This window comes from Agrobacterium burrii, from assembly GCF_017313405.1.
In the GTDB taxonomy this organism is placed as follows: domain Bacteria; phylum Pseudomonadota; class Alphaproteobacteria; order Rhizobiales; family Rhizobiaceae; genus Agrobacterium; species Agrobacterium burrii.
In genome coordinates this window covers 122,008-141,131 of sequence record NZ_JAFLNA010000003.1, presented here as the reverse complement: position 1 = coordinate 141,131, position 19,124 = coordinate 122,008, and the positions used below count along the sequence as shown (strand labels likewise).

Sequence of the window (19,124 nt, the reverse complement as noted above, 5' to 3'; positions counted from 1 at the left end):
AGCCCTCAGGCCGGTTCTTCCAGCCGGATGCTCAAACTACGCAGCTCTTCCGTATGCGGATGTGTCGTGCGGCCATCGCGCAGATCGCCGGCACTCAGCTGCTCCACCATGTCCCCGTTCAGCATCACGCCAACCTGCGGGCACAGATGCGCAATGACCGCCAGATTGTGGCTGACGAGGATATAGGTGAGGTTGCGCGCCGCGCGCAGGTCCTGCAACAGGTTGAGGATTTCCGCCTGCACCGAGACATCGAGCGCCGAAGTCGGTTCATCGAGCAGCAGCACCTGCGGATCGGCAATCAGCGCGCGGGCAATGGCCACGCGCTGCCTCTGGCCGCCGGAGAGCTGGTGCGGAAAACGGAAGCGCACCGCCTGCGGCAGCGCCACATCGGACAAGGCCTGCTGGATGCGTTTTTCGATATTGTCCATGCCATGCACCAGCGGCAATTCGCTGAGAATGCGGTCGATGGTCTGGCGCGGATGCAGCGACCCATAGGGGTCCTGAAACACCATCTGCACCTGCCGGAAGAAGTCCGGCGTGCGCTTCAGCGGTGCATCCTTGCCGGCAAAGGCGATGCGGCCTTCCCAGCTTTCATTGAGACCGGCCATGGCGCGCAGGATGGTCGACTTGCCCGAGCCGCTTTCGCCGACGATGCCAAAGCTGCCGCCCTTTTCCACCGAAAAGGACACGCCCTTCACCACTTCGCGGTCGCCGAACTTGATACGGAGGTTTTCGACATCGATCATTGGCTGGACCACGCTGCATCACGGTTGAGAACGGGAAGACGCTCGCGCGGATGCGTCAGCGAGGGAATGCAGTTCAGAAGTCCCTTTGTATAGGGATGCTCGGCTTTCAGGAGTTCGGACGCCTTCAGCTCCTCCATCACCCGGCCGGAATACATCACGGCGACGCGGTCGCAGAAATGCGAGACGAGCGGCAGATCGTGGCTGATGAGGATGAGGCCCATGCCGCGTTCCGACACCAGCTCCTCGATCAGCCGCAGGATTTCCGCCTGCACCGTCGCATCAAGCGCGCTGGTCGGCTCGTCGGCGATCAGAAGCTCGGGATCGGGCGCCAACATCATGGCGATCATCACGCGCTGACCCATGCCGCCGGAAACCTCATGCGCATAGGACGAGGCGACCTGACGCGGATTGCGGATCTTCACCTGATCAAGCAGGGCGATGGCCGCTTCCATCGCGGCCCGCTTGCTGCCGCCCTTATGGGCGCGCCAGGCTTCCGCGATCTGTGCACCCATGGTCTTCACCGGGTTCAGCGAATATTTCGGGTCCTGCAGAATGAAACCGGCCCGCTTGCCACGGATCTGGCGCATCTGCTTTTCACTGGCGGAGAGCACGTCGATACCGTCGAAGGCGAGCTTGTCGGCGCGGATATCCGCATTGGAAGGCAGAAGCTTCATCAGCGCCCGCGCCGTCAAGCTCTTGCCCGAACCGGATTCACCGACAATACCGAGCTTTTCAGTGCCGAGCTTCATGGAGACACCGCGCACCGCCTCGAAACGGCTGGTGCGGGTCTGGAAAGCGATCTTCAGATTTTCGATTTCGACCAGCATGGCTCAATGTCCCTTCGGGTCGAGAACGTCGCGCAGGCCATCGCCGAGGAAGTTGAAGGCGAGCGAAACGAGGAAGATGGCGATGCCGGGAATGGTGGCGACCCACCATTGTTCAAAGATGAAGCGCTTGGCCGTCGCAATCATCGCACCCCATTCCGGCGAAGGCGGCTGTGCACCCATGCCGAGGAAGCCGAGGCTGGCGGCGGTGATGATGATCGAGCTCATGTCGAGCGTGATGCGCACGATAAGGCTCGGCACGCAGAGCGGCGCAATGTGACGCGCAATGATGCGCCAGGCGGAAGCACCCGTCAGCCGGTAGGCCGCGACGAAGTCGCTGCCGCGCACCGTCATGGTTTCGGCGCGGGCAAGACGCGCATAGGGAGGCCATGCCGTGAGCGCGATGGCGAGAATGGCGCTTTCAACGCCGGGCTTCAGCGCCGCGACGAAGGCGAGCGCCAGAATGAGGCGCGGGAAGGCCAGGAACACATCCGTCACCCGCATCAACACCGTATCGACGATACCGCCGAAATAACCGGCGATGCAGCCGATGGCGAGACCGATGGGTGCGACAAGAACGACGACGGCAATGACCATGCCGAGCGTGACGCGGCCGCCATAGAGAATACGCGAGAGAATGTCGCGGCCCAGCTCATCCGTGCCGAACCAGTGTTCGGCATTTGGAAACGCTAAGCGATTGCCGAGATTCTGCGTTGCCGGATCATAGGGCGCGAGCAGCGGTGCCAGCAGCGACAGCGCGATAAAGAGGACGATGATGGTCAGACCGATCACCGCCAGCGGATTGGACTTGAGGTTGAGCCAGATGCGATACCGGTTCCCCCAAGCAGCCTGTGTGCGGGAATGCGGCGTCTCGTCAAGCGCCCAGTTTCTGAAATTAGCTAACATCATCGAACGCGAGGATCCATAACTCTGTAAAGCACGTCTGCGAGCAGGTTGAGGGCGACATAGATGAAGCCTATCAACAGGGTTGCTCCAACGACCGGGTTCATGTCCGCGTTCATGAGCGAGACGGTGAGGTATTGGCCGAGGCCCGGCCAGCTGAAGACGGTTTCCGTCACCACGGCGCCTTCGAGAAGGCCGGCATAGGTGAGCGCGATAACCGTGACAAGCTGCACGGCAACCGTCGGGAAGGCGTGTCCCCAGATGACGGTCATTGCCGACAGCCCCTTGGCGCGGGCGGTAATGACATATTCACCCTTCAGCGCATCGATCATGAAAGCGCGCGTCATGCGGGTGATATAGGCCATGCTGAAATAGGCGAGAATGCATACCGGCTGCACCATATGGGCAACGGCGTCGTAAAACGCGCCCCAGTCGCCGGCAAGCAGGGTGTCGACCGTCATCAGGCCGGTGATCTGGGTGATCATGCCGTCATAGATGATGTCCTGCCGGCCCGGTCCGGGTGCGACGCCGAGCGTTGCGTAGAAGACCAGCAGCGAAATCAGCGCCAGCATGAAGACAGGGACCGAATGGCCGGCAAGGCAGACGACGCGGATGATCTGGTCCGTTACCTTGCCCTGCTTCACGGCGGCCCAGACGCCGAGCGGAATGCCGATCAGGGCAGCCAGAATAAGCGCTGCCGTGGCCAGTTCGAAAGTAGCAGGGAAAACACGCTTGATATCAATCCAGACCGGATTGCGGGTCAGGATGGAATTGCCGAAATCGCCATGCAGGACCTGCGAGACATAATGGAAAAACTGCACGACCAGCGGCTGGTCGAGGCCCATTTCGGCCCGCACCCGCACGATGACGTCTTCAGGAGCGTTGTCGCCCACCGCCGCAATGACCGGATCGACGGGCATGACGCGGCCGATCATGAAGGTGATGATCATCAAACCGAACAGCGTCAGGATGACGCTGCTCAGTATCGACGATATGCTTTTGACGCGCTTGTTCAATGTCACGCTTTCTTCGCATCGTGGTAGGAATTGCCCTCGGACAGAACACCGAGTTCAAAGCCGGAAACGCCCTTACGGAAAGCGGCCGTCTTCGTGGTCTGGAACATGAACACGAACGGGCTGTTTTCCATGGATTCGCGCTGCAGGGCTTCATAAAGCTCCACGCGCTTTGCCGGGTCCTGCTCGTCGCGGGCAGCTTCCGCCTTGGCGGCAAAGTCGTCATTCTTGAAACGCGAACGCCACAGGAAGGGCTTCGACTTGGCGTCGTCGCCATTATCCTTGTTGATGTTGAAGACATCAGCGTTGGAATGCGGATCGAAATAATCCGTACCCCATGCGGAGAGCGCCATCTGGTGTTCGCGCGCACGCATCTTGGTCAGAACCTGACGGTTTTCAGCCGATTGCAGACGCACCTTGATGCCGATATCGGCAAGGTTGGCCTGAATGGCCTGCGCCAGATCCGGGTAAGGCTGCGCGGAATAGTGGTCCATGCTGATCTCGAAACCGTCGGCAAGACCGGCCTCGGCCATCAGCGCCTTGGCCTTTTCGACATCGCGCTGATAGGGCGTATCGTTAACCGCACCGGGGAAACCTTCCGGCTCGAAGCTCTGGTGAACCTTGTGGGTCAGCGGCACGAGGTTTTCCTGCATGCCCTTATAGTCCAGCGCCCATTTGATCGCCTGCCAGACCTGCGGCTTGGCAAGGTTCTCATTGCCCTGATTAAGCGAGATCAGAACCAGCGAGGCGATGGATTTGCGCTCCAGTTCGATATTGGCGTCGTCCTTGACGGTGCGCAGCTGTTCCGAGGTCAAGTCGCGGGCAATGTCGATATCGCCCTTCTGCAACATCAGAAGCTGGGAGGACGGATCGGTGACGTGGCGCAGCACGATGCGCTTGATATTGCCCTTGTAGGGACCGTTCGGATTGACGGTGAGCGCGACGCTTTCACTCGGCTTCCAGGCCTGGAGCATGAAATCGCCGGAACCGGCGCTGTTCTTCTGCAGCCAGCCATTGCCGAGGTCTTCGCCCGATGCATTGCCGAGAACCGCCTTCTTTTCGACGATCGCACCGATATTGGCGGAGAGGCAATAAAGCAGGAAGGAAATGGCGGTCGGCTTTGCGGTCGTCAGCTTCACCGTCTTGTCGTCGGCAGCAACGATGGTCGTCTCGGCATTGTCAGGCGTGAAGCCGAACTGGCTGATGATGAAGGCCGGGCTCTTGTTCATCTTGATAGCGCGCTGCAGCGAGAAGGCGACGTCTTCCGCGGTCACTTTAGCACCGCTCGCGAAGGTCGCTTCGTCACCGATCACGAAGGTGAAAATCTTGCTGTCCGCATCGGCTTCCCAGGACTTTGCGATGACGGGATCAACCTTGGTGGAATCCTCACGATTGGCGCGCACCAGCTTCTGGTACATGTTGGAGATGATTTCACCGCCGACAGCCTCGAAACCTTCATGTGGGTCAAGGCTCGTCATATTGTCCAGCTGCTGGGCAACGACCAGAATATCCTTCGGTGTCGCGGCAAATGCCGGAATGCGCGCATAGGACAGGAACGGCACGGCAGCGCCAGCGATCAGCAGGTTGCGTCTTGAAATCATCGAAAATCCCCTTTCGGACCTTATTTTTCGGAAACGGTGTGGGCTTGCCCCAATCCAGTCATTTTTTTTATGTTTTCCCGCGATTAACACGAGCAAACGAGGCCCGACCAATTCCAAATTTGGCAGAGCCTATGCACGGATTGCATTTGCTCCGGCCTTGACCTTTCCTCTACCAATTCCCAAAAGTCTGAATAGGCGCGCATCCGCGCCCTCCCCCTATCCGAAGGTGAATGACCATGACCGATGAAAAAACCGTACCCGTCTTCGACGGCCACAACGATGTGCTTCTGCGGTTATGGCGATCGGGCAATGCCTCTCCCGAAACCCTCCTCATCGAGGGTGACACGGTTGGCCACATCGACCTACCACGTGCCAGGAAGGGTGGACTGGCCGGTGGCCTCTGCGCCATCTACGTGCCGTCGCCAAGCATGGAGAAGGACGCCAACGGCGATTTTTCGACACCGGCAGAAGCGGACGCGCTGAAGGCGACGCTCGCCATGGCCGGCCTGCTGTTCCGCGCCGAAAAACAATCCGCCGGCGCACTCAAGGTCTGCCGCACGGCCGCCGATATTCGCTGCGCCATGGCCGAAGGCGCCTTCGCCTCCGTCTTCCATATTGAAGGTGCGGAAGCGATCGGCGCCGATCTCGATGCGCTGCACGTGCTCTACGAGGCGGGCCTTCGCACACTCGGACCGGTCTGGAGCCGCCCAAACATTTTCGCTTATGGCGTTCCCTTCCGTTTCCCCTCGACGCCGGATATCGGCCCCGGCCTCACCGATGCCGGCAAGCGGCTGGTGAAGACCTGCAACGAACTGAAGATCATGGTCGACCTTTCGCACATGAATGAGCAGGGTTTCTGGGACATCGCCAGGATTTCAGACGCGCCGCTCGTCGCCTCTCATTCCAACGCCTATGCGCTGTGTAACCACAGCCGCAACCTGACGGATCGCCAGCTGGATGCCATCCGCGACACGGGTGGTCTTGCCGGCATCAATTTCGGCGTTTTGTTCCTGCGCCAGGACGGCGTAAAGAACCCGGATACCGATCTTGGCGAACTTGTCCGCCATGTGGACTATATCGTCAACCGCATCGGCATCGATCACGTGGCCCTCGGTTCGGATTTCGACGGCACCACCATTCCCGCCGCCATGAAGGATGCAGGCGATCTGCAATTGCTGGTCGAAGCCCTGCGCAAGGGCGGTTACGACAACGAGGCGCTTGCCAAGATCTGCCACGGCAACTGGGTCCGCGTGCTGGAAAAAACCTGGGGCGCATAAGGCTCAGCGTAAAATCCATCTCCGGCGCGGAACGCCGGAGATATGAAGCGGCAGGCTCCTTAAGCCTTTGCCGCTTTTTTCTTGCCGCTCGCCCGGAAAGCCAGAAGCCCGGCAACCACACCGATCATCGCCCATTTCATCGGCAATACATCCGCCGTTTCACTGCGGATCGGCAACACGGTCACTGTGCCCGGGCGGGATTCATAACCCATCTGCCCTTTTGCCTTGGCCTCCGCAATCTGCTGCGGCGAAACGACCCATTCGGCACCACGCATCTTGTCCACTGCCATGTATCCGCCGCCCGCCACGAGGGCGACGACGAGCGAAAGCGCTATTCTTGTGGGCGTGTTCATCTGCATCTCCTTCAATCAAAAGGAGCGTGTAATGGCATCAAACGCCACCACCAAGCAACCGCAGCGCTCAATTTGATATCTTTCGGAACAATCCGGCAAATCATGCATTTCATAGTTGCATTTCTGCCTTTAGGATTGGCGAAAATCCACCGACGAGCGGGCCAAACTCTACATCGACACTTCATGCTTTTCTGCTAATCACATTTCCTCAACCGAAACGAATTAGCGACACATTCCTGTGGTTCGCCAAGCTGGGAATGGGCGCTGGATAAAGCAAATGGCAGACAAGAGCGAAATCACACAAACCGATGTCGCGGAATCCGCGGTTGAAAGCTTCATTGCCCGAAACCGCCCCTATCTGACCGCGATCGCCATCACGCTCGTCTTCGTGATGATGACTTTCGCCATCTATCACCTGACCTCCGAGGTGCGTTATGACGACGTCATCGACGCGCTGACGCAGACCTCGGCTTCGGCGGTTCTGCTTGCCATTTTCTTCACTGCGCTCAGCTTTCTGGCGCTGATACTCTACGACGCCAATGCGATCGAATATATCGGCCGCAAATTGCCGCTTCCGCCCATGGCGGCGACAGCTTTTGCCGCTTATGCGATCGGCAATACTGCCGGTTTCGGCCCCTTGAGCGGTGGCGCCATCCGCTTTCGCGCCTATTCGCGGCTTGGGCTGTCGCCCGGTGAAATCGCCCGCGTCATCGCCTTTGTCACGCTGTCCTTCGGGCTTGGCCTGCTTTCGGTCAGCGCCATCTCCACCTTCATCGTCGCACCACGCATCGCCGCCATCATCGGCGTTGATGCGCTGATCCTCAGAGGGGCGGCGCTCGCCGTCATCGCCGTTCTCGTGGTGGCCGCCTATATCGGGCGCAACGGCCGCACGATCCGTCTCGGCGCATGGCGTCTTCGCCTTCCCGACAGCCGCACATCGTCGCGCCAGTTCCTCGTCTCGGCTTTCGATATCGCCGCCTCCGCTTCCGTGCTTTACGTGCTGCTGCCCGACACGCATCTCGGCTGGCCGACATTTTTCGCCATCTACGCCACCGCCGTCGGCCTCGGCGTGCTCAGCCATGTGCCGGCCGGTCTTGGCGTCTTTGAAACCGTGATGGTCGCAGGGCTTGGCAACGCCATCAGCGTCGACCAGCTGCTCGGCAGCCTTGTTCTATACCGCGTGATCTATCACGTCCTGCCGCTGGTGGTCGCCATTCTGGTGATGCTGGTCTCGGAGATGAAGCAGTTCGCCGCAAAGCCTGTTGTTTCCGATATCAGCCAGCTTGCCGTGCGGCTTGCGCCGCCGCTGCTATCCACCTTCGCGATGATCCTCGGTACCATGCTGATCTTCTCGAGTGTGACGCCGACGCCCGACAGCAATCTGGATTTCCTTTCCAATTTCGTGCCGCTGCCGATCATCGAAGCCGCGCATTTTCTCACCAGCATTCTCGGCCTTGTGCTCGTCGTCGCCTCGCGTGGCCTCGGCCAGCGGCTTGATGGAGCCTGGTGGATTGCGCTGGTCGCCGCCTCGCTGGCGCTGGTTCTCTCCATCCTCAAGGCCATCGCCGTCTTTGAAGCCGCTATCCTCGGCGTCTTCATCATCGCACTCGCCGCCAATATGCGCAGCTTCAACCGCCATGCCTCATTGGTGAAGCAGGCGCTGGGGCCAAGCTGGCTCGCTGCCATGGCCGTCATCGTTGCCGGCGCGGCAACCATCCTGCTCTTTGTCTATCGCGATACGGATTACAGTCAGACCCTGTGGTGGCAGTTCGAATTCTCCGAAGAAGCGCCACGCGGTTTGCGCGCCCTTCTCGGTCTCGTGCTCGCCTCATCCACCATCGCCATCTTCAGCCTCATGCGGCCGGTGGCCTACAGGCCGGATGCGATCGAGCCCGAAGACGTGGTAAACGCAACCGGCATCGTCATGAAACAGGACGCCGCCGACGCAAACCTTGTGCGCATGGGCGACAAACACGTAATGTTCTCCGAGAGCGGCAACGCCTTCATCATGTACGGCATTCAGGGCCGTTCCTGGATTGCCTTTGCCGATCCGGTTGGCGACGAGGAGGATTTTCCCGATCTCGTCTGGCAATTTGTGGAAGCCGCCCGTTCGGCGGGCGCGCGCGCCGCTTTTTATCAGATTTCGCCTTTCCTGCTCTCCCATTGCGCCGATGCCGGCCTGCGCGCCTTCAAGCTCGGCGAACTGGCGCTGGTCGACCTAACCGCATTCGAACTGAAGGGCGGCAAGCTCGCCACCCTTCGCCAGTCCTTGAGCCGCGGCGCACGCGACGGGCTCACCTTCGAGGTTGTCGAACAATCGCAGGTGCCGGATATTCTCGATGAATTGAAACAGGTCTCCGATGGCTGGCTTGCGCATCACAATACGCGGGAAAAACGCTTCTCGCTCGGTGCTTTCGAACCGGATTACATCCTGTCCCAGCCCGTTGCCATTCTTCGCAAAGATGGAAAGATCACCGCCTTCGCCAATCTGATGGTGACGGAAACGAAAAAGGAAGCCACCGTCGATCTCATGCGCTTTTCGGCGGATGCGCCGCGCGGCGCGATGGATTTCCTCTTCGTCAGTATCATGCAATATCTGCGTGAGGCGGGTTATGAGAGCTTCAATCTCGGCATGGCGCCCATGTCCGGCATGTCGAAGCGCGATGCGGCACCCGTCTGGGATCGCATTGGCAGCACGCTGTTCGAACACGGCGAACGCTTCTACAACTTCAAGGGCCTTCGTGCGTTCAAGACGAAGTTCCACCCGAAATGGGAACCGCGTTACCTTGCCGTTCAGAACGGCGCAGACGCCGCGCTGGCGCTGATGGACGCAACGGTTCTGATCAGCGGCGGCGTCAGAGGAGTGATCGGAAAATGAGAAAATCCACCATCATGAAGGCGGTCATCGCCGCTTCCGCCCTGTTCGCTTCTACCTCCGCTTTTGCGCAGGACAAGCCAGCCTATGAGACCGGCATGATCCCGGCCGAGCACATCATGGTACCGGACGGCGATATTCTCGCCAGCGTCTTCCTGATTTCGGACGCGGACGGCTGGACAGCCGCCGACGAAGAGCGCGCCAAGGCGCTGGTTGCAAAGGGTGCCGCCGTGGTCGGCATCGACTTCAAGGAATATCTGAAGGCGCTCGAAGCCGATGACGACGAGTGCATTTACATGATCTCGGACGTCGAGTCGCTGTCGCAGCAGATCCAGCGCACCGCCGGCACCAGCAGCTATCGCCAGCCCATTCTCACCGGCATCGGCAAGGGCGGAACGCTGGCGCTGGCGATGATCGCGCAAAGCCCGGTCTCCACCGTCCGCGACGCCATCGCCGTCGACCCCAAGGCGGGCCTGCCGCTCGAGAAGATACTCTGCACGCCCGCCACCAAGGACAAGGTGGATGGCGAAACGGTCTATGGCCTGACCGACGGTCCGCTGCCGGCGCCCGTCAGCGTGCTGTTTACGCCCGCTGCGGACCAGAAGGGCCGCGACCACGTCAACGCACTCGTCAAGCTGCATCCCGATATCGACGTGACTGACGTGGATGACAAGGCGGACGAAATCCTGACACAGACCCTGTCCGACCAGATCGACGCCGCCGGCGACACCGATAGCCCGCTCGGCCTGCCGATCAAGGTTCTCGAAACAAGCCCTGTCATGGACACCATGGCGGTGATCTATTCCGGCGACGGCGGCTGGCGCGATCTCGACGAGGAAGTGGGCGGTGCGCTGCAAAAACAGGGCATTCCCGTGATCGGCGTCGACGCCCTGCGGTATTTCTGGAAAGAAAAGCAGCCACAGGAAGTGGCAAGCGACCTTGGCCGCATCATCGACACCTATCGCAAGCAATGGAAGGTTCGCAACGTCGTGCTGATCGGCTATTCCTTCGGTGCCGACATCATTCCTGCAACCTACAATCTTCTGCCGGAACGCGCGAAATCCCACGTCGTGCAGCTCTCGCTGCTGGGCCTGTCGACGGAAGTGGATTTCGAAATTTCCGTTCAGGGCTGGCTTGGCGTGGCTGGCGAAGGCAAGGGCGGCAAGACGGTGGATGACATCGCCAAGATCGATCCGAAGCTGGTGCAGTGCGTATATGGCACGGAGGAGGAGGATGAAGACCCCTGCCCCGGTCTGAAGGCGAAGGGTGTGGAAACCATCGCCATTGAAGGCGGCCACCATTTCGACGAAGACTATGAGGCACTCGCAAAGCGGATTGTGACATCGCTGAAGACCCGCCTGCCCAAATAGAGTATTTTGACCTGAGGGGCTTCGGGAGAATTTCCGAAGCTCCGAACATGAATTTGCAGGCTCCCTCCCCGGAAACATCATCTCCCGCAGCCTTCAGCCCCGGTTGAATGACCGGCGGCAGTTCGAAACCCGTCTTCGATCGCCACCCACGCTTGCGGAATCGATTAAATTATTATTCAAAAGAACCCGGCCGGCGGCGAATGTTCATGGCGTTTCCTCAACCATGCTTCTGTTGATTGCCAACCATGGATTTTATATTTTCGGACCGGTTCAGGGAGCCGCCGCATGCCCGCCTTAAAGCGCAAGACAAAAACACCCGTCCTCGTGGAACGCATCGACCAGTTCGTCGCCGGCGTCAGAGAAGCGATGAAAAGCAGCGACGCTGTGCGGAACAAGAAAATCCGCGATCTGTGGGATGCCGAGGTCCGCTACCATTTCGACAATGGCCGCACCGAAAAGACGCTCGAACTCTACATCATGAAATATAGGTATGCCCTGAAGGCCGAATTCGGCCCAAAGAGCACACCGCTTGCCATCTGCAACATGAAAAAACTGCGCGAACGGCTGAATACCTATATCGAACGGGCCGACTATCCGAAAACCGGCGTAGCGGCATCCATCGTCGAAAAAATCGAACGGGCGGAATTCAACACCGCGGGACGAAAGCCCACGGTTCTTCTGCGTATCGCGGATTTCATTGCAGCGATGAATGGTGTGGCCAAGAAAGATGAAATGCAGGCCCTGTGGAACGCTGAACTCAGCACCATGAAGGACAGGGCGCAGACGACGATCATCTCCTACATCACCAAATACCGTAACGCCATTCGCGAGGCCTTCGGCGACGAGCACCCGATGCTGAAGATCGCGACCGGCGATGCGGCGATGTATGACGACGCCCGCAAGGTCAAGATGGAAAAGATCGCCAACAAGCATGGCGCGCTGATCACATTCGACAACTACCGGCAGGTTCTGAAGATCTGCGCCGATTGCCTGCAGTCGGCCGATCCGCTGATGATCGGCATAGGCCTGATCGGCATGACGGGACGGCGTCCTTACGAGGTCTTTACCCAGGCCGAGTTTTCCCCCGCCCCCTATGGCAAGGGCGTTTCCAAATGGAGCATCCTGTTCAACGGCCAGGCCAAGACGAAACAGGGAGAAGGAACGAAGTTCGGCGTCACCTACGAAATTCCGGTCCTAGCCCGCTCCGCCACCATTCTCTCCGCCTATGAACGGCTGCGCGCTAGCGGGCAGGGAAAACTGTGGCACGGCATGTCGATCGACGATTTTTCATCGGAAACCCGTCTATTGCTTCGGGACACGGTTTTTAACCTGTTCGAGGACCTGTGGCCGAAGGAAGAACCCGCCAAGCCCTATGGCCTGCGGCACCTCTATGCCGAAGTCGCCTATCACAATTTCGCCCCGCCCCACGTCACCAAGAACAGCTATTTCGCTGCTATTCTGGGGCACAATAACAACGACCTCGAAACCTCGTTGTCCTACATGACCTACACGCTGCCCGAAGATCGCGACGATGCGCTGGCGCGCGCCAAGCGCACGAATGAGCGGACATTGCAGCAAATGGCGAGCATCACGCCTGTCTCCGGCAAAAAGCCCTAAGGCAGCCGCAGCCGCTCCCCCAAAAAAACTGGCACACCTTGAAACTGCACAGAAACTGCGGCCGGCGCGTTTCCGCATACCGCTTTCGGCTTACTGTTGGCCATGTGCAGCTTTCATCTGGGCGAAAACCCTAGGAGATAAGATCAAGAAAAATTCGCCATATCAGAATATAAACTTATAATATAAAAATATACAATACTTAACATAAATACAATTTCAACAAATACAGTCTCGCACAAGACAATACTGCGATAATTCAATTATAGTATTTGTTCACACATAGATTTCGGCAACAATTTTCCCGGAGGCACATGGTGCTGCCCGCATACACGACTTATGCCCTCTATAATCGTGACCTCGGCCTGTCGCTGAAACGTGTCGCGAATGACCCCGTCATATCGCGGGACGCCAGATATTATGCGGACAATATCGGCAAGGTTAAAAACCTCGACGAGTTTCTGAAGGACTACAAACTCTATTCCTACGCCATGAAAGCGTTTGGGCTGGAAGACATGATTTACGCCACCGCCTTCATGAAGAAGGTGCTGGAAAGTGACCTCAACGACACGAACAGTTTCGCCAACAAGATGAAGGACACACGCTACCGCGATTTCGCGGCGGCGTTCGATTTCGGCAATATCAAAGCGCAAAAATCGGTTCAGACCGAATCCCAGCAGGACCGGCTGGTTGCCGCGTATAACAGCACGATCGAGCAACGAAACGAGGAACTGAAGGAGGAAACGCGATATTACAACATCCTCATCGACAAGGTCGGTCATTTGGATGACATATTCAAAAACACGCGGCTTCGGGACTATGTTTTCAAATCTTTCGGCATCGATGCCCAGAGCTTCAGCTACAAGCATCTCAAAGATGTTCTGACCAGCGATATCAGCAGTGCCGATAGCTACGTCAACAAGACCTACGAACCGCTGGTCAATGAGTGGCAGTTAAAAACGGCAGGTCTGCGAATTGAGCGGGACAATATTCCCACCACCGACAAGCCGGCGCGCGACAAGGTCCAATATCTGATCGACCAGTACAATAAACGCATCGCCGATGCCTATAAATTGTTCGAAATGGCGGCGGCGTTCAACTTCCGCGACGATGGCGCCGTCGATACCGGCACGCCAGCGCAGACGACGGCCCAGAAACGGCTGATCAACGAAACCTACGTTCTTTCTAGCCCGCGCCTGACGCAGGCCGGCGCGATTCTTAATCGTGATTTCTTCGTGGACAAGATCAAGAGCGTCACCGATGCAGGGCAGATGACCAGCAATGGCCGCCTGAGAGAAATGTTGATCGTCGCCTTTAATCTGCTCGACAACGTCGACATCGACAAGAAAATCCAGTGGGCCCTTCGCCAAAATCCTGAGGACGCGCAAAGCCCGCTTTATCAGGAGAAGGACAAAGGCCTCATCGACTTGGCAAAAGCTTTCAATTTCGGTGACGACGGCAAAGTCGCGCCTGGAAAGGCAGTGCAGACCGATGTGCAGCTTAGCACGATGATGAACTTTTACTTTAGCCGCTACGATGACGACGACGTGGCCGACGACGAAAGGCTAATCAAGGACTACAAACGCTATATCGGCCTGACGAAAAACCTGGAGGACTTTCTGTCGAATGCGCCGGCCGCAGTCACGGTTCGCAATTTCGCGCTGAAGGCGTTCAATATCAGCACGGAGGAAGCCTCGACCTTCAAATTGAAAAAAGCCCTCACAAGCGATCTGTCAGACCCGAAAAGCTATGTTCGCAGCTTGAACGATGACAGGTTCGTGCGGCTGGCAAAGGCATATAATTTCGATTCAGAAGGCAAAATCGGCTCACCGCGCCTTGCCCAGGCGGAAAACGAGATCACCCGCATTTCACGCCGTTATCTCACCGAAGTCACCCGTTGGGACAAGGACAAGAAAGTCAGGGAGAAGGGAGAGAAGGAAGTCTCCTACTATCGCGAGAAAATGGAGACGCTGGAAACAGTCGATCAATTGCTTGCCGACCGCCGCCTGCTCGATTTCATGTTGGTTGCTCAACGCATCGACCCCAAATCGGTGACCACCGATTATCTGAAGAAGATTTTCAAGTCCGACCTTAAAGACCCCAAAAGCTTTGCCAACACCGAAAAAGATACCCGCTTTCGCGCGCTTGCCGGTTCTTTCAACTTTGATACCAAGGGAAATATCCGCGCGACAACCGGCCAGACGATCCAGAATACCCGCAGCCTGATGGAAACGCGCGACAACTATGTGCGCCAGACGCTGGAGGAGCGGGCGGGAGAGGAAAACTCCGGTGTCCGACTGGCGCTCTATTTCAAGCGAATGGCCGGCGGCATTTCCAATCCTTACGACATCCTCGCCGACAATGCGCTGGCGGAATTCACCCGCACCGCCCTTGGAATGCCTGCCGAAACGGCAAATTCCAAAGTGGATGTGCAGGCAAAGATGATCGAGAAGAGGCTGAAGATGAAAGACCTGCAGGACCCTGCAAAGGTCGAAAAGCTGGTCAGCCGCTTTCTGGTGATGTTCGAAGCGAACAGCGCCGAATCCGATCCGCGTATGGCTTTGTTCAGCAATAACGGCGGGATCAGCGGCAATACGCTTGCGACCCTCGCACAACTCCGCAGCGGTCGCAGAAGCTAGATCATTCGTTGCAGTGAAAATTCAGAACCGTGTCGTCGCTGAATGCATGAGGCATCAGCCATTCTGCTGGCCGCAGGTTTCACCCGGCGGCCAGCACCTCGTTCATCAAACCCGCTCGTCACCCGAGGTGCGGTATAGCAGGGTCAACACGGTCAGCAACAACCCCACCAACGCGACCGACCCGAAAATGTAGAAATTCCACTCGGGAGCCAGCCCCCTTTGCAGCACGAGGCCGCCGATCATCGGGCCGGCAATACCGCCGAGCCGTCCGACCGCCAGCGAAAAGCCGAGGCCCGTGCCGCGAATATGGACGGGATAAAGCCGGCCCACCAAAACATTGGCAAGGATCTGGGTTCCAATCGTTCCGGCACCGGCAAGGGCGACGAAGACATACAGCAGCGGCCCTTTGTTTACCGTCAGAGCCCAGATAGAGGCCGCACCGATGGCAAACAGCACCGCCACCACCACCTTGACGTTGCCCTTATCGGCAAACCGCCCGCCAATGAGAATGCCGATAGCGGCCCCGACATTCAGCATGATCGAGAAGCTGAGCGCCGAACTGATATCATAACCCATCTTGTTCATGATGGTCGGCAACCAGTTGACCATGCCGAAGGTCAGAAGCAGCGAGCAGAAGTGAATGCCCCAGGCGTTCAGCGTCGAAAGCAGCCGGCCTTCCGAAAACAGCGCGCTGACACCACCCTTTTGAATTTTGGCGTGCGGCACGATGCGTTGCAGGCCATAAGTGTCGCAAATACCGTCCGCTTCCGCCTGCCGGCCCTTGCTTGCCAGCCATTCCGGCGATTCCGGCAGGAAGCGCATGAATAGCGGCAGGAGAATAAGCGGCAGACCGCCGATCAGCATCAACGGCCGCCAGCCATAGGTTTCCAGCAGAAGGATGCCCATCAGGCCGGAGATGATGCCGCCGATAAGATAGCCGAGGAAAGACAGGGAATTCGCCTGCGCCTTGCGTTTGGGCGGCGAAAATTCCAGCACCAGCGCGGTCACTGTCGGCAAAAGCGCGCCAAGCCCGAGACCAGCGAGGAAGCGCGTGATTTCAAAAGCCAGAAAGTTCGGCGTCATGGCCGAGGCGATCATCATAGCCGAAAATACGGCAAGGCTGATAAGCACGACCTTGCGGCGGCCGATACGGTCGGCCATGGTGCCGGCAAACAGAGCGCCCAGCAGCATTCCCACCAGCGTCAGCGCCGCAGCGCGACCGACCATGGCAGGATTGAGCGCCCATGCGCCCTCTTTAAGCAGCGCCGGCGCAACCGCGCCATAAACGACCAGATCGTAACCGTCGAACATGATCATCAGACCACATGTCGCGATGACGCCAGCCGGGTTTTTCGTCCGCACTGAGGCGGCGCTCATATAATTCGTGGACATCTTCCTCCCTTTCACGCCTGAACGCGCTATCCGGAATGGATTGCGTCTCCCGTTCTTGGCGATAGCTCCGCGAGTGCCCGGCCTGCTCCACCCTGATATGTGTCCCGCTCCTGTCAAGACACATATCGCCGATATCACCCGTCTTCGATTAAGTATTGCATTTGCAAAAATTGCAAATGCAATATTGATCATTGTCAGGCCCCAGGACCCGACAGAAATGTCAGTCAGGCTTCAGCCCGGGAACCCTCGACAGTGTCGGCGTCCAGCGCAGGATACGAACGCGCTTATAGACGCCGTGAATGACAAATGGATCGGCATCGCTGAAGGCAATCATATCTTCAATGCAATGGGCTTCGGCGATCACGAGTGCGGCGAATGACCCGCTGCTTTCCGCGTGCATGGGGCCAGACGCCAGAATTCTGAACCCCAGGGGCGCGGTTTCCTCACTGCGCAAATAGGCCTTGTGAGCATCCATCTGCACCTTCCGCTGCTCAGCGGTTGCGGGGTCGCTTTCGGCAAAACGAACATAGAGGCCGGGACGGTCGCTGCCGCCACTCATCGGGCCAGCACGAAATCATGGTTCACCGACCAGAACCAGTCGCCGATGAAACCCAGTTGCCGGGCCTTTTCCGCATCCTCCACCCGCTGGAAATCGGCCAGCAGGCTCTCCTTCACACCGAACACCGCATCCGAACGGATATAGGGATCATCCGGATCAAAAATATGCGTGACGAGCGTGCCAAAACCTTCTGCCGAAACGATATAATGCAGATGCGCCGGCCGGTAAGGATGACGCCCCATGGCCCGCAGCAATCGCCCGACCGGGCCGTCATCCGGTATCGGATAATATTTCGGTTTCGTCGCCCGGAACCAGTAGCGCCCGTCCTCGCCGGTGACGAAAACACCGCGCAGATTGAAATCGGGCTGAATGCCCTTCTGCTGCACGTCGTAGAAGCCCTCGTCATTGGCCTGCCAGACATCGATGCGCGCACCGGCAACCGGTGCGCCTTCGGTATCGAGAATACGGCCGGTCACCAGCATATCCTCGCCCTTGCCATCGAGGCAGATATTGGCGCCCATCGGCATTTCCGGCGCATCGGCCACATGGAAAGGCCCAAGAACGGTGGATTCCGACGCGCCGCTCGGTTTGCGGTGATTGATGGCGTCGACCAGCATGGAAACGCCGAGAATATCGGAAAACAGAATCCACTCCTGCCGCCATTCATTGCAGATCTGGCCAACCTCGGTGAGAAAATGGATCGCCTTCATCCACTCTTCCTCGCTCGGCTCGATTTCCTTCACCGCCTCATGCAGCTTGCGCGTAACGACGGCCATGATCTCCTTCAGGCGCGGATCGTTACAGTCGCGCATGCGGGCAATCACGGTTTCAGCCGAACGCTCCTCAACGAAATAGCCATCATCGCTGGTCATCTTCGTATCCATCATGTCTTCCTCCCATCACTCCGGCCTCGCGCCCTCAAAGGCGCGCTGCAGCAGGTCGCGGATCGCAGTTTTTTCGATTGGCCGCGGGCACCAATAGGGATTGGCTGTCGCAAGCTCGGCCATGGGATCGAGATCGCTCCGCTGCACACCAAGCGCTGCGAGGCTCGATGGCGCGCCAAGTCGAGCAGCAAAATCGAAAAGCCCTGCCCCGGCCTTCCCACCGAAAAGTGCGGCAAGCGGCGAGAGCAGATCAGGCACCGCTTGCTCCACATAAGCGATGGTATGCGGCAAAAGCACCGCATGGGTTTCCGCATGCGGCAGATCAAGACTGCCGCCAAGGGTGTGGCAAAGCTTGTGATGCAACGACATGCCGACAGCGCCGAGCACCGTGCCGCACAGCCATGCGCCATAAAGTGCCGTCTCGCGCGCCGCGATATCCTGCGGCTCGGCCTTCACACGGGCAAGCGCTTCGACCATTGCCCGCAATCCCTCCACCGCCATCAGGCTGGCGATGGGGTTTCGGTCCTGGGCATAAAGCGCCTCGGCCGCATGCGCCATGGCGTTCAGCCCGCTCGTCATACTGATGGCCACGGGCAGCCCGAGCGTCAGTTCCGCATCGTAAATCACTACCTCAGGCAGGATTTCCGGGCCGCGCATGGTGGTCTTCACCCCATTTTCCGTCTGGCCGAGAATGGGCGTCACCTCCGAGCCGGCATAGGTCGTCGGAATGACGATCTGCGCCGCATCGCTGCGCAGCGCAATGGCCTTGCCGAGACCGGTGGTCGAACCGCCGCCCAGCGCCACGACACAATCCGCATTGGCGGCGCGATAATCTTCAACCGCCCTTTTCGTCACCTCAACCGGCGTGTGCATGGCAGCCTCGGAGAAGACGCCAACCGCGAGACCACCGAGCCGGGCAGCCAGCGCTTCCGCATCCGCCTTCTGCTGTGGCGTAGAGAGCACCAGCGCCCGCGACAGGCCAAGGCGGCGGATTTCCTCCGCCACCCCCACTGAGCTTCCCGCGCCGAAAACGATGCGGGCCGGCGCTGCCATGTAGACGAAGGGCTGCATGGC

15 protein-coding genes are annotated in these 19,124 nt (G+C 58.6%); 5 read left to right on the top strand and 10 right to left on the bottom strand.

Going from position 1 to position 19,124, the window contains the following annotated elements; genetic code table 11:
* Window positions 1–5: 5 nt before the first annotated feature.
* The 5 genes from JZX89_RS07355 to JZX89_RS07335 are packed head-to-tail and all read right to left on the bottom strand — an operon-like array spanning window position 6 to window position 5,087.
* Window positions 6–746 (bottom strand): ABC transporter ATP-binding protein, encoded by a 741-nt coding sequence (locus tag JZX89_RS07355; protein WP_207133680.1) that lies wholly within the window; start codon window positions 744–746, stop codon window positions 6–8.
* Window positions 743–1,573, bottom strand: a complete 831-nt coding sequence (locus JZX89_RS07350) for an ABC transporter ATP-binding protein (RefSeq protein WP_006312136.1) — start codon at window positions 1,571–1,573, stop codon at window positions 743–745. Before JZX89_RS07350 ends, JZX89_RS07355 begins: the two co-directional genes overlap by 4 nt.
* 3 nt (window positions 1,574–1,576) lie before the next feature.
* The gene (gene nikC / locus JZX89_RS07345; protein WP_080807181.1) at window positions 1,577–2,479 is read right to left on the bottom strand and encodes a nickel transporter permease; all 903 of its coding nucleotides are present in this window, start codon (window positions 2,477–2,479) and stop codon (window positions 1,577–1,579) included.
* Window positions 2,476–3,489, bottom strand: a complete 1,014-nt coding sequence (locus JZX89_RS07340) for an ABC transporter permease (RefSeq protein WP_207133848.1) — start codon at window positions 3,487–3,489, stop codon at window positions 2,476–2,478. Before JZX89_RS07340 ends, nikC begins: the two co-directional genes overlap by 4 nt.
* A 2-nt stretch (window positions 3,490–3,491) precedes the next feature.
* Complete coding sequence (locus JZX89_RS07335) at window positions 3,492–5,087, bottom strand: ABC transporter substrate-binding protein (protein ID WP_207133678.1); 1,596 nt, start codon at window positions 5,085–5,087, stop codon at window positions 3,492–3,494.
* Window positions 5,088–5,323: 236 nt separating this feature from the next.
* On the opposite strand from JZX89_RS07335, the gene JZX89_RS07330 reads away from it, so the two are divergent.
* Complete coding sequence (locus JZX89_RS07330) at window positions 5,324–6,364, top strand: dipeptidase (protein ID WP_207133676.1); 1,041 nt, start codon at window positions 5,324–5,326, stop codon at window positions 6,362–6,364.
* A gap of 59 nt (window positions 6,365–6,423) precedes the next feature.
* Here JZX89_RS07330 and JZX89_RS07325 read toward each other — a convergent pair whose 3' ends face one another.
* A complete protein-coding gene (locus JZX89_RS07325) occupies window positions 6,424–6,717 on the bottom strand; it encodes a hypothetical protein (RefSeq protein WP_142840594.1) in 294 nt (97 codons plus the stop codon).
* Window positions 6,718–6,994: 277 nt separating this feature from the next.
* Between JZX89_RS07325 and mprF the strand changes: the two genes are divergently transcribed.
* The 4 genes from mprF (at window position 6,995) to JZX89_RS07305 (ending at window position 15,215) form a co-directional block, all read left to right on the top strand.
* Window positions 6,995–9,595, top strand: coding sequence for a bifunctional lysylphosphatidylglycerol flippase/synthetase MprF (gene mprF, locus JZX89_RS07320; RefSeq protein ID WP_142840595.1), 2,601 nt, complete (start codon window positions 6,995–6,997; stop codon window positions 9,593–9,595).
* Window positions 9,592–10,962: a virulence factor gene (locus JZX89_RS07315; protein ID WP_207133674.1), complete on the top strand. Its 1,371-nt coding sequence runs from the start codon at window positions 9,592–9,594 to the stop codon at window positions 10,960–10,962. Before mprF ends, JZX89_RS07315 begins: the two co-directional genes overlap by 4 nt.
* Window positions 10,963–11,247: 285 nt before the next feature.
* Window positions 11,248–12,579 (top strand): telomere resolvase TelA, encoded by a 1,332-nt coding sequence (gene telA / locus JZX89_RS07310; RefSeq protein WP_207133672.1) that lies wholly within the window; start codon window positions 11,248–11,250, stop codon window positions 12,577–12,579.
* 311 nt (window positions 12,580–12,890) lie between these two features.
* Window positions 12,891–15,215, top strand: a complete 2,325-nt coding sequence (locus JZX89_RS07305) for a DUF1217 domain-containing protein (protein ID WP_207133670.1) — start codon at window positions 12,891–12,893, stop codon at window positions 15,213–15,215.
* A 105-nt stretch (window positions 15,216–15,320) separates the two neighbouring features.
* On the opposite strand, the gene JZX89_RS07300 is transcribed toward JZX89_RS07305, so the two are convergent.
* The 4 genes from JZX89_RS07300 to JZX89_RS07285 all read right to left on the bottom strand — a co-directional run bounded on the left by JZX89_RS07300 (window position 15,321) and on the right by JZX89_RS07285 (window position 19,121).
* Window positions 15,321–16,607 carry an MFS transporter gene (locus JZX89_RS07300; protein ID WP_207133669.1) on the bottom strand — a complete coding sequence of 429 codons (1,287 nt, stop codon included), beginning with the start codon at window positions 16,605–16,607 and terminating at the stop codon, window positions 15,321–15,323.
* A gap of 220 nt (window positions 16,608–16,827) precedes the next feature.
* Window positions 16,828–17,166: a YciI family protein gene (locus JZX89_RS07295; RefSeq protein WP_207133667.1), complete on the bottom strand. Its 339-nt coding sequence runs from the start codon at window positions 17,164–17,166 to the stop codon at window positions 16,828–16,830.
* Complete coding sequence (gene graB, locus JZX89_RS07290) at window positions 17,163–18,050, bottom strand: hydroxyquinol 1,2-dioxygenase (RefSeq protein ID WP_207133847.1); 888 nt, start codon at window positions 18,048–18,050, stop codon at window positions 17,163–17,165. Before graB ends, JZX89_RS07295 begins: the two co-directional genes overlap by 4 nt.
* A 15-nt stretch (window positions 18,051–18,065) precedes the next feature.
* The gene (locus tag JZX89_RS07285; RefSeq protein WP_207133665.1) at window positions 18,066–19,121 is read right to left on the bottom strand and encodes a maleylacetate reductase; all 1,056 of its coding nucleotides are present in this window, start codon (window positions 19,119–19,121) and stop codon (window positions 18,066–18,068) included.
* Window positions 19,122–19,124: the final 3 nt, after the last annotated feature.

Coding starts and splice junctions, on each gene's coding strand:
- JZX89_RS07355 (WP_207133680.1), bottom strand. CDS start 746: ATGATCGATGTCGAAAACCTCCGTATCAAGTTCGGCGACCGCGAAGTG.
- JZX89_RS07350 (WP_006312136.1), bottom strand. CDS start 1,573: ATGCTGGTCGAAATCGAAAATCTGAAGATCGCTTTCCAGACCCGCACC.
- nikC (WP_080807181.1), bottom strand. CDS start 2,479: ATGATGTTAGCTAATTTCAGAAACTGGGCGCTTGACGAGACGCCGCAT.
- JZX89_RS07335 (WP_207133678.1), bottom strand. CDS start 5,087: ATGATTTCAAGACGCAACCTGCTGATCGCTGGCGCTGCCGTGCCGTTC.
- JZX89_RS07330 (WP_207133676.1), top strand. CDS start 5,324: ATGACCGATGAAAAAACCGTACCCGTCTTCGACGGCCACAACGATGTG.
- JZX89_RS07325 (WP_142840594.1), bottom strand. CDS start 6,717: ATGAACACGCCCACAAGAATAGCGCTTTCGCTCGTCGTCGCCCTCGTG.
- mprF (WP_142840595.1), top strand. CDS start 6,995: ATGGCAGACAAGAGCGAAATCACACAAACCGATGTCGCGGAATCCGCG.
- JZX89_RS07315 (WP_207133674.1), top strand. CDS start 9,592: ATGAGAAAATCCACCATCATGAAGGCGGTCATCGCCGCTTCCGCCCTG.
- telA (WP_207133672.1), top strand. CDS start 11,248: ATGCCCGCCTTAAAGCGCAAGACAAAAACACCCGTCCTCGTGGAACGC.
- JZX89_RS07305 (WP_207133670.1), top strand. CDS start 12,891: ATGGTGCTGCCCGCATACACGACTTATGCCCTCTATAATCGTGACCTC.
- JZX89_RS07300 (WP_207133669.1), bottom strand. CDS start 16,607: ATGTCCACGAATTATATGAGCGCCGCCTCAGTGCGGACGAAAAACCCG.
- JZX89_RS07295 (WP_207133667.1), bottom strand. CDS start 17,166: ATGAGTGGCGGCAGCGACCGTCCCGGCCTCTATGTTCGTTTTGCCGAA.
- graB (WP_207133847.1), bottom strand. CDS start 18,050: ATGGATACGAAGATGACCAGCGATGATGGCTATTTCGTTGAGGAGCGT.
- JZX89_RS07285 (WP_207133665.1), bottom strand. CDS start 19,121: ATGCAGCCCTTCGTCTACATGGCAGCGCCGGCCCGCATCGTTTTCGGC.